The sequence below is a fragment of the Duganella sp. BJB476 genome (genome assembly GCF_003416895.1).
GTDB lineage: Bacteria > Pseudomonadota > Gammaproteobacteria > Burkholderiales > Burkholderiaceae_D > Rugamonas.
On the sequence record NZ_QVIO01000003.1, the window covers coordinates 52,405 to 66,131 of the forward strand.

The 13,727-nt window shown below is 64.0% G+C and carries 13 protein-coding genes; 11 read left to right on the plus strand and 2 right to left on the minus strand.

The genetic code is table 11. The annotated features are described in order from the left end of the window. Positions 1–56 precede the first annotated feature (56 nt). From D0T21_RS13565 to D0T21_RS13580, 4 genes are all read left to right on the plus strand, one after another. The gene (locus D0T21_RS13565; RefSeq protein WP_116990120.1) at positions 57–1,481 is read left to right on the plus strand and encodes a HAMP domain-containing sensor histidine kinase; all 1,425 of its coding nucleotides are present in this window, start codon (positions 57–59) and stop codon (positions 1,479–1,481) included. Continuing rightward, positions 1,471–2,052 carry a hypothetical protein gene (locus D0T21_RS13570; RefSeq protein ID WP_116990121.1) on the plus strand — a complete coding sequence of 194 codons (582 nt, stop codon included), beginning with the start codon at positions 1,471–1,473 and terminating at the stop codon, positions 2,050–2,052. The genes D0T21_RS13565 and D0T21_RS13570 overlap by 11 nt, the downstream gene beginning before the upstream one ends. Further along, the gene (locus tag D0T21_RS13575) at positions 2,049–3,518 is read left to right on the plus strand and encodes a sigma 54-interacting transcriptional regulator (RefSeq protein ID WP_301546336.1); all 1,470 of its coding nucleotides are present in this window, start codon (positions 2,049–2,051) and stop codon (positions 3,516–3,518) included. The genes D0T21_RS13570 and D0T21_RS13575 overlap by 4 nt, the downstream gene beginning before the upstream one ends. A gap of 227 nt (positions 3,519–3,745) precedes the next feature. Beyond that, entirely contained in the window at positions 3,746–4,078 is a 333-nt protein-coding gene (locus tag D0T21_RS13580) for a BON domain-containing protein (RefSeq protein WP_116990122.1), read from the plus strand. A 182-nt stretch (positions 4,079–4,260) separates the two neighbouring features. On the opposite strand, the gene D0T21_RS13585 is transcribed toward D0T21_RS13580, so the two are convergent. Then, positions 4,261–5,583: a homoserine dehydrogenase gene (locus D0T21_RS13585; RefSeq protein WP_116990123.1), complete on the minus strand. Its 1,323-nt coding sequence runs from the start codon at positions 5,581–5,583 to the stop codon at positions 4,261–4,263. 21 nt (positions 5,584–5,604) lie between these two features. Beyond that, the gene (locus D0T21_RS13590; protein WP_116990124.1) at positions 5,605–6,837 is read right to left on the minus strand and encodes a pyridoxal phosphate-dependent aminotransferase; all 1,233 of its coding nucleotides are present in this window, start codon (positions 6,835–6,837) and stop codon (positions 5,605–5,607) included. Positions 6,838–7,033: 196 nt separating this feature from the next. Here D0T21_RS13590 and D0T21_RS13595 point away from each other — a divergent pair, with 196 nt between their 5' ends. From D0T21_RS13595 to D0T21_RS13625, 7 genes are read left to right on the plus strand one after another with little or no spacing between them, the layout of a single operon-like run. After that, positions 7,034–7,438, plus strand: a complete 405-nt coding sequence (locus tag D0T21_RS13595; protein WP_116990125.1) for an Mth938-like domain-containing protein — start codon at positions 7,034–7,036, stop codon at positions 7,436–7,438. Further along, on the plus strand, positions 7,438–9,099 hold the full coding sequence (locus D0T21_RS13600) for a glycosyltransferase family 39 protein (protein ID WP_116990126.1): 1,662 nt from the start codon (positions 7,438–7,440) through the stop codon (positions 9,097–9,099). Before D0T21_RS13595 ends, D0T21_RS13600 begins: the two co-directional genes overlap by 1 nt. 16 nt (positions 9,100–9,115) lie before the next feature. Continuing rightward, complete coding sequence (locus D0T21_RS13605; protein ID WP_116990127.1) at positions 9,116–9,487, plus strand: SMR family transporter; 372 nt, start codon at positions 9,116–9,118, stop codon at positions 9,485–9,487. A gap of 53 nt (positions 9,488–9,540) precedes the next feature. Continuing rightward, positions 9,541–10,680 carry a DegT/DnrJ/EryC1/StrS aminotransferase family protein gene (locus D0T21_RS13610; RefSeq protein ID WP_116990128.1) on the plus strand — a complete coding sequence of 380 codons (1,140 nt, stop codon included), beginning with the start codon at positions 9,541–9,543 and terminating at the stop codon, positions 10,678–10,680. 11 nt (positions 10,681–10,691) lie between these two features. Further along, positions 10,692–11,687 (plus strand): glycosyltransferase, encoded by a 996-nt coding sequence (locus D0T21_RS13615; RefSeq protein WP_116990655.1) that lies wholly within the window; start codon positions 10,692–10,694, stop codon positions 11,685–11,687. Then, positions 11,680–12,624, plus strand: a complete 945-nt coding sequence (locus D0T21_RS13620) for a formyltransferase (RefSeq protein ID WP_116990129.1) — start codon at positions 11,680–11,682, stop codon at positions 12,622–12,624. The genes D0T21_RS13615 and D0T21_RS13620 overlap by 8 nt, the downstream gene beginning before the upstream one ends. Before the next feature lie 22 nt (positions 12,625–12,646). Further along, positions 12,647–13,699: a bifunctional UDP-4-keto-pentose/UDP-xylose synthase gene (locus tag D0T21_RS13625; RefSeq protein ID WP_116990130.1), complete on the plus strand. Its 1,053-nt coding sequence runs from the start codon at positions 12,647–12,649 to the stop codon at positions 13,697–13,699. The last annotated feature ends 28 nt before the right edge of the window (positions 13,700–13,727 follow it).

Genomic DNA, 13,727 nt, shown 5'->3' on the forward strand with positions numbered 1-13,727 from the left:
GCTGTAGGGCCGCTTTGGCCATATCATTCAGCCAATATAGAGACTATTTAACGACGATGCTTACGAAACTTTCGTTTCGCCAGCTGCTGCTGGGCGTCTTCCTGTTGATCGCCGTGCTGCTGAGCGCCGCTTCGCTGCACGCGCTGTGGACCCTCGACCGGCTCGCCACCCACAGCCGCGACAGCGGACGCCACGCCCTGGCACTGACCGAAAACACCCAACAACTGGCCGAGCGCAGCGTGGCGATGGCGCGCAGCGCGCGCCAGTTCCTGGTGCTGGACGATCCTGCCTTCCGCAAGCGCTACGCCGACGCCTGGCGCGAGGCGCGCACGGCGCTGGACGCGGTGGCGGCGGCCCTGCCCTACACCCCGCCCGGCACCTTCGAGCGCTGGCGCCACGCCGGCGAGCAGGCATGGGACATCCTGCAGGCGCCGGCGCGGCCGCGTTCCGGCGCGCGCCAGCAGGCGCTGGAAAAAGTGCTGGCGCCGCTGCCGTCGGTGAACGCCGAACTGGCCGACGAAGTCAAACAGGAAGTCGAACGCCGCAACAGCGAGCTGCTCAGCGAGCTGGACCAGCGGCGCGGCGTGCTGAAGGGGCAAGTGATGGCGTCCATCGTGCTGGCGGCGCTGCTGGCGGGCGGCTTCGGCCTGTGGCTGTCGCGGCCGCTGGCGCAGATCGAATCGGCCATCGACCGGCTGGGCGAGAACCGCTACGACCAGCCGATCGCCGTGCGCGGCCCCAGCGACTTGCAACACGTGGGCCAGCAGCTGAACTGGCTGCGCCAGCGGCTGTCGGACCTGGAGGCGGACAAGGCGCGCTTCCTGCGCCACATCTCGCATGAACTGAAGACGCCGCTGGCGGCGCTGCGCGAAGGTGTGGCCTTGCTGGAGGATGGCGTGGCCGGCGCGCTGTCGCCCAACCAGCGCGAGATCGCCGGCATCCTGAACCAGAACACGGCGGCGCTGCAATCGCAGATCGAGGCGCTGCTGCGCTACAACGCCGCCACTTTCGACGCCCATCATCTGCAACGCGAGCCGACCGACATGGCGGCGCTGCTGGCGCAGTCCATCGCCAGCCAGCGCCTGCAATGGCAGGCGGCCGGGCTGAGCGTCGCCATCGAAGGCCAGGCCGCGCCCATCGCCGTCGACGCCGACAAGCTGGCGGTCGCCGTCGGCAACCTGCTGTCGAACGCGCTGCGTTTCAGCCCGCCCGGCGGGCAGATCGTCTTCCGCCTCGCCCAGTCGGACGGCAAGCTGCTGCTCGATTGCATCGACCAGGGGCCGGGCGTGGCGCCGGCCGACGCGGCGCGCATCTTCGAACCGTTTTACCAGGGCTCGCGCCAGCCGGCCGGCGCGCGCCGGGGCAATGGCATCGGCCTGTCCATCGTCTACGAATACATCGCCGCCCACGGCGGCGCCTTGCAACTGCTGCCCTCGGACCAGGGCGCGCATTTCCGGATCGAACTGCCTTATGAAATATGACGTTGCCTCCCCCCTGCTGTTGCTGGCGCTCAGCCTGTCGCTGGCCGCCTGCACGCTGAGTTCGCCCCGACCGACGCTGCCGACGCCGGCCGAAGTGACGCTGCCGCCGCCGCCGGCCATCGTCGAACTGCCGCCGCCACCGCCGCCGGATGAAGTCGGGCCGCTGCTGAGCTACCACCAACAGCTGCGCAAGATGACGCAGGGTGACATGCTGAAGGAGTTGAGCGGCCTGGGCCTGCAACAGCGCAGCCCGCGCGTGGCGATCCAGATGGGCATGGTGCTGATGCTGACGCGCGGCAGCGGCGACCTGGCGCGCGCGCAGGCGCTGCTCGACAGCGTGGCCACCGCCACCGACACCGAGGCGCAGCCGTTCAAGGCACTGGCGCAGCTATTGTCCAGCAATTGCGCGGAGACGCGCCGCCTGGCCGAACATGCCGACAAGCTGGCCGTGCAACAAAAGGACAGCCTGCGCCGCATCGACCAGCTCAACGAGATGCTGGAAGGCTTGAAGACCATCGAGCGCACCTTGCCGGCCCGTCCAGCGCCGGGGCCGCAGGCGGTGATCAAATGAACGCGCCGGCCGAGGACCTGAAACCGCAGCGCGAACCCGGCGCGCAGACCCGCGCCGGCGACAACGGCGCGCCGCGCAGCGCCGCCGCCGGCCAGGGCGCCCATCTGCTGCTGGTGGACGACGATGCCGACCTGCTGCGCCTGCTGTCCATGCGCCTGAGCGCCAACGGCTACCGCGTGACGGCCGTCGGCAGCGCGGAGGCGGCGCTGGCGCGCATGGCGATCGAGCTGCCGCGCTTGGTCATCAGCGACATCCGCCTGCCGGACCGCGACGGCATGTCGCTGTTCCAGGAAATCCGCAGCGCCTGGCCGGCGCTGCCGGTGATCCTGCTGACCGCGCACGGCACCATCCCCGACGCGGTGGAGGCGACCACGCTGGGCGCCTACGCCTACCTGACCAAGCCGTTCGACGCCAAGACGCTGCTGGAGCGCATCGAGCAGGCGCTGAGTCTGTCCGCGCCGGAGGCCGGCCCCGTCAGCGGCGACCACGCCTGGCGTGCCGGCCTGATCAGCCGCAGCCAGTGCATGGACGAGCTGCTGGCGGAGGCCCGGCTGGTGGCCGCCTCCGACGCCAGCATCCTGATCCGCGGCGAAAGCGGCACCGGCAAGGAGCTGCTGGCCAACGCCATCCATCGCGCCAGCCGGCGCAGCAAGGCGCCCTTCATCGCCGTCAACTGCGGCGCGATACCCGAAGCCTTGCTGGAGTCCGAACTGTTCGGCCACGTCAAGGGCGCCTACACCGGCGCCGTGGCCAGCCGCGAAGGCTTGCTGCAGGCGGCCGACGGCGGCACGCTGTTCCTCGACGAGATAGGCGACATGCCGCTGCTGCTGCAAGTGAAGCTGCTGCGCGTGCTGCAGGAGCGTGTGGTGCGCCAGCTGGGTTCGGACGTGGCGCGACCGGTGGATGTGCGCATCCTGTCGGCCACCCACCGCGACCTCGACGTGGCGATGCAGGAAGGCCAGTTCCGCGAAGACCTGTACTACCGCCTCAACGTCATCACGCTGACCTTGCCGCCGCTGTCGCAACGGCGCGAGGACATCGCGCCGATGGCGACCCAGTTCCTGCAATCGCTAGCCGCCAAATACGGCAAGACGGTGCGCGGCTATGCGCCCGGCGCGCTGGAGGCGCTGACCACGGCCGCCTGGCCGGGCAATGTGCGGCAGCTGTACAACGTGGTCGAGCATGTGTGCGCGCTGGCGACCGCGCCGCTGGTGCCCTTGTCGCTGGTGCAGCGGGCGCTGCGGGTGCCGTCGCTGGAAGTGCTGAGCTACACCGAAGCCAAGCAGCGCTTCGAGCGCAATTACCTGGTGCAGCTGCTGAAACTCACAGATGGCAACGTGGCCGACGCCGCCCGCCTGGCCGAGCGCAACCGCACGGAGTTCTATCGCCTGCTGCAAAAATACGATCTGGACGCCAGCCTGTTTCGCGGCGACGCCGGCGCTGTCGCCGCCGAGCGACAGGAATAAACGCTTACATATCAATCACTTACGGAATGGCGGTGGAAGCTTGTCGCCATCTCCCGACAAAACCGGGGCAATATGGTCGGAAATGCCACGACCGATCCGGGCTCAACAGAAAAATCGCATTTAAGCGTTTGATTTTAAACAGTTTATTGGAGCTGGCACGGGGTTTGCAAAGGAGAGGATAACGTCACTGACGTTTCACCCTCAAACTTGAAAGAAGGAAGCAAATCATGATGACTACCAAACTGATCGCCCGCCTGCTGGTTGCCGCCACCCTGACCGCCGCTGCCGCCACCGGCACCGCATACGCCGCCGGCCAGACCGAAGCCGCGATGGCAGGCGCCGCCAAGACCGGCACTGCCACCAATGACGACGCCATCACCAGCAAGATCAAGGCTTCCCTGGCAGATCAAAAACAAATCGGCGTAACCACCACCGACGGCGTGGTTGTGCTGAGCGGCTCCGTAGCGAGCACCGATATCGGCACCAAAGCCATCCAGGTCGCATCGGCCGTGCCGGGCGTGAAAGAAGTGAAAAGCGAACTGACCGTCGCTTCGAAGTAAGCAGTAGCAGTAACCCTGAGTTAATAGGAGTAAGTCTTTACCGGACAGCGTGCGTAGACGCTGCCCGGTTTTTTTCGTCCGTACGGCGGGGGTCAAGTCTGACATTCGGACACGAGCTCTGCCGTAACTCGCGCTACGGCAGAGCTCGTGTCCGAATGTCAGACTTGACCCCCGCTTTAAAATCAGCTCAGGTTTTCCAGGCGGATCTTGGTGACGTTGCCGCACACGGTGGCCAGGCCTTCGATCTTGGCGATGGCCGACATGACGTTCTTCTCCTGCGTCTGGTGCGTCAGGAAGATGATGTCGGTACGGGTTTCGCCGTCCGCCGGTTCCTTCTGCATCATGGCGTCGATCGAGATGGTGGCGTCGGCCAGGATGCGGGTCAGGTCGGCCAGCACACCCGGCTGGTCGCTGACGTTCATGCGCAGATAGTAGCTGGTGGTAATTTCCGACATCGGCAGGATCTCGATATCGGTCATCGCGTTCGGCTGGAAGGCCAGGTGCGGCACGCGGTGCTCGGCATCGGCGGTGGCCAGGCGGGTGATGTCGACCAGGTCGGCGATCACCGCCGACGCGGTCGGCTCGGAACCGGCGCCCTTGCCGTAGTACAGCGTGGCGCCGACGGCGTCGCCATGCACCAGCACGGCGTTCATCGCGCCTTCGACGTTGGCGATCAGGCGCTTGGCCGGGATCAAGGTCGGGTGCACGCGCAGCTCCACGCCTTCCACGCCGTTGACCTTGGCGCGCTTGGCGATGCCCAGCAGCTTGATGCGGTAGCCCAGCTGCTCGGCGTAGCGGATGTCGATGGCGTTCAGCTTGGAGATGCCCTCGACGTGCGCCTTGTCGAACTGCACCGGAATGCCGAAGGCGATCGCCGACATGATGGTGGCCTTGTGCGCCGCGTCCACGCCTTCGATGTCGAAGGTCGGGTCGGCTTCGGCGTAGCCCAGCTCCTGCGCCTGCTTGAGCACGGTGGCGAAGTCCAGGCCCTTGTCGCGCATCTCGGACAGGATGAAGTTGGTGGTGCCGTTGATGATGCCGGCCAGCCATTCGATGCGGTTGGCGGTCAGGCCTTCGCGCAGCGCCTTGATGATGGGGATGCCGCCGGCCACCGCCGCCTCGAACGCCACCATCACGCCCTTGGCTTGCGCCGCGGCGAAAATCTCGTTGCCGTGCACGGCCAGCAGCGCCTTGTTGGCGGTGACCACGTGCTTGCCGTTGGCGATGGCTTGCAGCACCAGCTCCCTAGCCTGGTCGTAGCCGCCGATCAGCTCGACGACGATGTCGACTTCCGGATCGTTGACGATGTCGAACGGGCTGGCCACCACCTTGACCTTGCCGCCGGTGCGCAGCTTGGCGCGCTCCAGGTTGCGGGCCGAGACGGCGACGATTTCGATGCCGCGGCCGGCGCGGCGGCGGATTTCTTCCTGATTGCGCAACAACACGTCGAACGTGCCGCCACCGACGTTACCGACGCCGAGCAAACCTACTTTAATGGGTTTCATATAAATCGTTTCTATTGTTTGTTAGAAGCTGGCGCCGTGACGTTTCCGGTAGCCTTCCATGAACTTGGCGATACGGCCGAAGGCTTCGATCATATCGTCCGAATTCGGCAGGAACACGACCCGGAAGTGATCCGGCGCGATCCAGTTGAAGCCGCTGCCCTGGACGATCAGCACTTTGGTTTCGGCCAGCAGCTCGTAGGCGAATTGCTGGTCGTCCGCGATCGGGTAGATCTTCGGATCGAGGCGTGGGAACATGTACAGCGCAGCTTTCGGCTTGACGCAAGTTACGCCTGGAATATCGGTGAGCAGCTTGTAGGCCAGGTCGCGCTGCTTGAGCAGGCGCCCGCCCGGCCCCACCAGGTCGTGGATCGACTGGTAGCCGCCGAGCGCGGTCTGGATCGCAAACTGGCCCGGCGCGTTGGCGCACAGGCGCATCGAGGCCAGCATGTTCAGGCCCTCGATGTAATCTTTCGCATGGTCTTTCTGGCCCGACACCACCATCCAGCCGGCGCGGTAGCCGCAGGCGCGGTAGTTCTTCGACAGGCCGTTGAAGGTGACGAACAGCACGTCATCCGCCAGCGAGGCGATCGAGACGTGCTCGGCGCCGTCGTACAGCACCTTGTCGTAGATTTCGTCGGCGTAGATGATCAGCTGGTGCTGGCGCGCCAGTTCGATGATCTGCAGCAGCAGCTCGACCGGGTACAGCGCGCCGGTCGGATTGTTCGGGTTGATGACGACGATGGCGCGCGTGTTGGAGTTGATCTTGCGGCGCATGTCCTCAATATCCGGGAACCAGTCCTGCATCTCGTCGCACACATAGTGCACCGGCGTGCCGCCCGACAGCGACACCGCCGCGGTCCACAACGGATAGTCGGGCGCAGGCACCAGCACTTCGTCGCCGGTGTTGAGCAGCGCGTTCATCGACATGACGATCAGCTCGGACGCGCCGTTGCCAAGATAGACATCCTCGATGCTCACGCCGGGAATATTCTTGCTCTGGGTGTAATGCACCACGGCCTTGCGCGGCGCGAACATGCCCTTGGAATCGGTGTAGCCCGCAGCATTGTGCAGGTTGATTTTCATGTCCTGGACGATTTCATCCGGCGGATCGAAACCGAACACGGCGAGGTTGCCGATATTCAACTTCGTGATCTTATGGCCTTCTTCCTCCATCTGCCGGGCTTTTTCCGGCACCGGGCCGCGGATCTCGTAGCAGACTTCCGCTAATTTGTTCGATTTTTGAATCGGTCGCAAAATAAAATCCTGTCTTGGTGAGGCAAACCGCTCAGGACTGCCAAAATACCCCGGCGGCCCTTGCTGCAATGCGAAAAGATCCATTCTGCCGAAAGCATCCCATTTAATCAACCTGTAAGGGGTGGAAAGCGCAGGATCACCCCGGAAAAACGCTACAATGGCGCTTCTTTTGCCGACTAAACACACGATTTCTGTCATGAAGCTCCACGCCAGCGATACTCAAAAATACCAGACTGTTACCGGTTACGATGAAACCGGCGTCGAAATCAACGCCCAGCGCTACAACTACAGCCTGATCGTGCTGCCGGAAATCCCGCCGCGCGCCTGGGACGCCCCCACCTTCGAATCTATTACCGCAGAGCATTTCGACACCATCGGCGCCGACAGCCCGGACGTGGTCATCCTCGGCACCGGCGCCAAACAGCGCTTCATCCACCCACGCCTGACCGCCGCGCTGACCATGCGCCGCATCGGCGTCGAATGCATGGACAGCCAGGCCGCCTGCCGCACCTACAACATTCTGATGGGCGAAGGCCGCAAGGTCACGCTCGCCTTAGTTATTGACAATTCGATCGACCACAACGAGGGCAACCCCGCCTGATGAACGACCTGTACAACTCCAAGAAAATCGTCTGGTCGCTGCTGGCCGCGTTCATCATCGTCTGGCTGTATGTGCTGGGCGTGCGCACGCTGGTGCCGCCCGACGAGGGCCGCTACGCCGAAATGGCGCGCGAAATGTTCACCACCGGCGACTGGATCACCACCCGCCTGAACGGCATCAAGTATTTTGAAAAGCCGCCGCTGCAAACCTGGATGAACGCGGCCTCGTTTGCCGTGTTCGGCCTGGGCGAATGGCAGGCACGGCTGTGGACCGGCCTGTGCGGCCTGGGCGGCGTGATCCTGACCGGCTACGCGGGCAACCGCGTGTTCGGCGCGCGCGCCGGCTTCTACGCCGCGCTGGCGCTCGGTTCCAGCCTGTTCTGGGTGGCTTCCGGCCAGATCGATTCGCTGGACATGAGCCTGTCGGGCATGATGACCATCGTGCTGTGCGCGGTCATGATCGCCCAGCGCGACGGCGCCTCCGACGGCGAACGCCGCAACTGGATGCTGGTCTGCTGGGCCGGCATGGCGCTGGCGGTGCTGGCCAAGGGCCTGATCGGCCTGGTGCTGCCGGGCGCGGTGCTGGTGTTGTACTCGGCGCTGTCGGGCGATATCGCCATCTGGAAGCGCCTGCACCTGGGCAAGGGCCTGCTGCTGTTCTTCGCCGTCGCCACGCCGTGGTTCGTGCTGGTGGCGCAGCGCAATCCCGAACAGCCCTACTTCTTCTTCGTGCACGAGCACTGGGAACGCTTCTTCCTGAAGACCCACCATCGCGAAGGCGCGTGGTACTACTTCTTCGTGATGCTGGTGCCCGGCATCGTGCCGTGGCTGGGCTTGCTGCCGCAGGCGCTGTGGGGCGCCGTGCGCCGCGAGCGCAACGGCGTGTTCCAGCCCAAGCTGCTGCTGCTGATCTGGGCCGTGTTCATTTTCTTCTTCTTCAGCTATTCCAGCTCCAAGCTGCCCGGCTACATCCTGCCGATCTTCCCGGCGCTGGCCCTGCTGATCGCCGTCAACCTGGAAAACGCCTCGCGCCGCAGCCGCATGATCGCCGCCGGCCTACTGGTGCTGATCGGCGTTGCCGGCGTTGCCGCCGTGCCGCAGATGGTCACCATGGCGGTGCGCCACCCCGAGGAAACCGCGCTGCTGGAAGCCTACCAGCCGTGGGTGCTGATGGCCGGCATCGTCGCCGCAGCCGGCGGCGCGTTGGCGCTGCTGCATGCGCGCCACCTGCGCCGCGACCTGACAGTGCTCACCATGGCCGTGGCCGGCTTCGTCGCCACCCAGCTGATCCTGACCGGCTTCGAGCCGTATGGCAAAATGCGCGCCGGTAAAGCGATCGCGCTGAAGATCCTGCCGGAGCTCAAGCCCGACACCAAGGTCTATTCGGTCAGCACCTACGAACAGTCGATGACCTTCTACCTGCAGCGCACCGTGGTGCTGGTCGACTACTGGGACGAGTTCACCTTCGGCCTGCGCCAGCAGCCGGAGCTGTCTATCCCGACGGTCGATGAGTTCGTGGTGCAGTGGAATGAACACATCAAGCAAGGCGTGAAAGTACTGGCCATCCTCAGCCCGGAGAAATATGAAGAGCTGAAGGACGATGGCCTGGCCATGCGCGTGGTGGCCGAAGATACGCGCCGCGTGGTCGTGGCCAACCTGTAACTTATTAAAAAAACACATGAATATCGCAACTTTCGGTTTTATCGTTTTTGGCGTGCTGTTGAACGCCATCGCCCAGCTGCTGCTCAAGGCCGGCGCCAAGAACGTCGGCGAGATCCACCTGACGCTGAACAACCTGTTCTCGGTCGGCCTCAAGGTGGCGATGCAGCTGCCCATCATCGGCGGCCTGACCTGCTACGTGCTGTCGGTGGTGCTGTGGATCATCGCGCTGTCGCGGGTGGACGTGTCGATCGCCTATCCGATGCTGTCGCTCGGCTACGTGGTCACCGCCGTCGGCGCCTGGTACCTGTTCGGCGAAGCGCTGACGGTGCAGCGCCTGGTCGCCATCGGCATCATCCTGGTGGGCGTCGCCTTGCTGGCGCGTACCTGACGAACAATTTAGAATGCGGCCATAAGCCAAAAACAACGAGAGCGACCTACCCAATGACCTCCGCCTTACCTTTCTTGCCTTTTTCGAAACCTACGATCGATGAGGCGACCATCGCCGCCGTCAGCGACGTGCTGCGTTCCGGCTGGATCACCAGCGGCCCCAAAGTGGCCGCCTTCGAAGCCCAAATGTCCGAATACTTTGGCGGCCGCCCTGTGCGCACCTTCAATTCCGGCACCTGCACGATGGAGATCGCACTGCGCATCGCCGGCATCGGCGCCGGCGACGAAGTCATCACCACCTCGATCTCGTGGGTCGCCACGGCCAACGTCATCATCGAAGTGGGCGCCACGCCGGTGTTCGCCGATATCGACCCGGTCACCCGCAATATCGACCTGGACAAAGTGGAAGCCGCGATCACCCCGCGCACCAAGGCCATCATCCCGGTCTACCTGTCCGGCCTGCCCGTCGACATGGACCGCCTGTACGCCATCGCCAAGAAACACAATCTGCGCGTGATCGAAGACGCGGCGCAGGCGTTCGGCTCCGAATGGAACGGCAAGCGCATCGGCTCGTTCGGCGACTTCGTCTCGTTCAGCTTCCAGGCCAACAAGAACATCACCACCGGCGAAGGCGGCGCGCTGGTGCTGAACAACCTGGAAGAAGCCAAGCTGGCCGAGAAGTACCGCCTGCAGGGCGTGACCCGCAGCGGCGTCGACGGCATCGATGTCGATGTCCTCGGCGGCAAGTACAACATGAGCGACATCATGGCCGCCATCGGCCTGGGCCAGTTCGCCAATATCGACAACATCACCGCGCACCGCCGCAACCTGGCGCGCCATTACTACCAGGCTTTCGGCCCGGATTTCGAAGCGCAGTCCGGCGCCCAGCTGCCGCTGCAGGCCTTCGACACCAGCAATTACCACCTGTTCCAGATCGTGCTGCCGGATAACGGCCCGACCACCCGCGCCGACTTCATGCGCGCGATGCAGGAGCGGTTCAACGTCGGCACCGGTTACCACTACGCGCCTATCCACCTGTTCACCATGTACCGCGAGCGCGGCTTCAAGGAGGGCATGTTCCCCGTGTCGGAAAAAATCGGCCGCCTGACCGTGACCCTGCCGATGTTCTATGCCATGACCACGGCCGATGTCGACCGTGCCGTCGCCGCCGTGAAAGCGATTTTGATCAAATGAGCGTGTCGTTGATGAAACCAGAAATTACCGTCGTCATTCCCATCTACAACGAGCAGGCCGGCCTGCAGTCCTTGTTCGACCGCCTGTATCCGGCGCTCGACAAGCTCGGCACGACCTACGAGATCGTGTTCGTCAACGACGGCAGCCGCGACAACTCGGTCTCCATCCTGGCCGAGCAGTTCCGCCTGCGTCCCGACGTCACCCGCGTGGTGCTGTTCAACGGCAACTACGGCCAGCACATGGCGATCCTGGCGGGCTTCGAAGCCTCGCGCGGCGACATCATGATCACGCTCGACGCCGACCTGCAAAACCCGCCCGAGGAAATCGGCAACCTGGTGGCCAAGATCCGCGAAGGCTACGACTACGTCGGTTCGATCCGCCGCAAACGCCAGGATTCGGCGTGGCGCACCTACGCGTCCAAGGCCATGAACCAGCTGCGCGAAAAGATCACCAACATCAAGATCACCGACCAGGGCAATATGCTGCGCGCCTACGGCCGCAATGTGATCGACCTGGTCAACCAGTGCGGCGAGGTCAACACCTTCGTGCCGGCGCTGGCCTACCGCTTCTCGCGCAAGCCGACCGAGATCATCGTCGAGCACGAAGAACGCTCGGCCGGCGAATCGAAGTACTCCTTGTACAGCCTGATCCGCCTGAATTTCGACCTGGTCACCGGCTTCTCGCTGGTGCCGCTGCAATTCTTCTCGATGTTCGGCATCCTGCTGTCGCTGGCCTCGGGCCTGCTGGTGTTCGTGCTGCTGGTGCGCCGCCTGTTCCTGGGCGCGGAAGCGGAAGGCCTGTTCACGCTGTTCGCGATCGCCTTCTTCTTCATGGGGACCATCCTGTTCGGCATCGGCCTGCTGGGCGAATACGTGGGCCGCATCTTCCAACAGGTGCGCGCGCGCCCTCGCTACGTGGTACAAACGATACTGGAACAAAAACCCGGCCAGTCGCTCGACGCGCCGGCCGGTGTGGAAAAACGTACCGTAGGCCGAGGCCATGACTGATTTCAACAAACCGCAACGCGCCGTCGTCTTCGGCTACCACAACGTCGGCGTGCGCTGCCTGAAGGTGCTGCTGGCCGGCGGCGTCGATGTCGCGCTGGTGGTCACGCACGAGGACAGCGCCAGCGAAAACATCTGGTTCGAATCGGTGATTTCGCTGTGCCAGGCCGAGGGCATTCCCTACATCACGCCGGCCGACGCCAGGTCGCCCGAGCTGCTGGACCAGGTCAAGGCGATCAACCCGGACCTGATGTTCAGCTTCTACTACCGCAACATGCTGCCGGCCGAGCTGCTGGCGGTGGCGCCGGCGTTCAATATGCACGGCTCGCTGCTGCCGGAATTCCGCGGCCGCGCGCCGGTCAACTGGGCGGTGCTGCACGGCGCCACCGTCACCGGCGCCACCCTGCACGAGATGACCGTCAAGCCGGACGCCGGCGCCATTGTGGCGCAGATGGAAGTGCCTGTGCTGCCGGACGACACCGCCTTCGAAGTATTCGGCAAGGTCACCGTGGCGGCAGAGCAGGCGCTGTGGATGGTGCTGCCGTCGCTGCTGGACGGCACGGCGCCGCGCACCAAGAACGACCTCAGCAAGGGCGGCTACTTCGGCGGCCGCAAACCCGAGGACGGCCGCATCAACTGGCTGCTGCCGGCCCAGGATGTGTACAACCTGCACCGCGCCGTGGCCCCGCCCTACCCCGGCGCCTTCACCGATATCGGCGGTGTACGATATGTGCTGCAACGGGCCCGATTGTCTGGCAATTTCGGCAATGTTGTATCGCTAAGTTTGCCACCGGGCTTGACAGTAGTGGATAATTGCATCTTTGGCGTGTGCGGCGATGGCCGCATGCTGACGATTTCCGCCTTGACGGCCGACGGGGAACCCGTAACGGCTGAGCAGTTGCAATCCCGCCTGGCGGAGCTGTCCGCTGGCGGACAATGAACATTACCTGGGTAACTATCACATGAAAAAAGTCCTCATCCTCGGCGTCAACGGCTTCATCGGCCATCACCTGTCGAAGCGCATCCTGGAAACGACCGACTGGCATGTCTACGGCATGGACATGAGCACCGACCGCATCACCGACGTGCTGGAGAACGAGGCCTACAAGTCGCGCATGCACTTCTTCGAAGGCGACATCACCATCAACAAGGAATGGGTCGAGTACCACGTCAAGAAATGCGACGTGATCCTGCCGCTGGTCGCCATTGCGACGCCATCGACCTACGTCAAAGCGCCGCTGCGCGTGTTCGAACTGGACTTCGAGGCCAACCTGCCTATCGTCCGTTCGGCCGCCAAGTACGGCAAGCACCTGGTGTTCCCGTCGACCTCGGAAGTGTATGGCATGTGCCACGACGACGAGTTCGACCCTGAGAACTCCGAGCTGGTCTGCGGCCCGATCAACAAGCCGCGCTGGATCTACTCCAACGCCAAGCAGCTGATGGACCGCGTGATCTGGGGCTACGGCATGGAAGGCCTGAACTTCACGCTGTTCCGTCCATTCAACTGGATCGGCGCCGGCCTGGATTCGATCCACACGCCGAAAGAAGGCTCGTCGCGCGTGGTGACGCAGTTCTTCGGCCACATCGTCCGTGGCGAGAACATCTCGCTGGTCGACGGCGGCGCGCAGAAGCGCGCGTTCACCGACATCGACGACGGCATCGACGCGCTGATGAAGATCATCGACAACAAGGACGGCGCTGCTTCGGGCAAGATCTACAACATCGGCAACCCGGTCAACAACTACTCGATCCGCGAACTAGCCGGCATGATGCTGAAGCTGGCCGAGCAGTATCCTGAGTACGCCACCGGCGCCAAGCAGGTCAAGATCGTCGAGACCACGTCGGGCGCCTACTACGGCACCGGCTACCAGGACGTGCAGAACCGCGTACCGAAGATCACCAACACCTGCGAAGAGCTGAACTGGAAACCGACCACCACCATGGCTGACGCGCTGAAGAAAATCTTCGACGCCTACCGTGGCCAGGTGGCCGAAGCACAAAAACTGATGGACTAAGATTTGACCGAGACTTTGCAACCGCAAG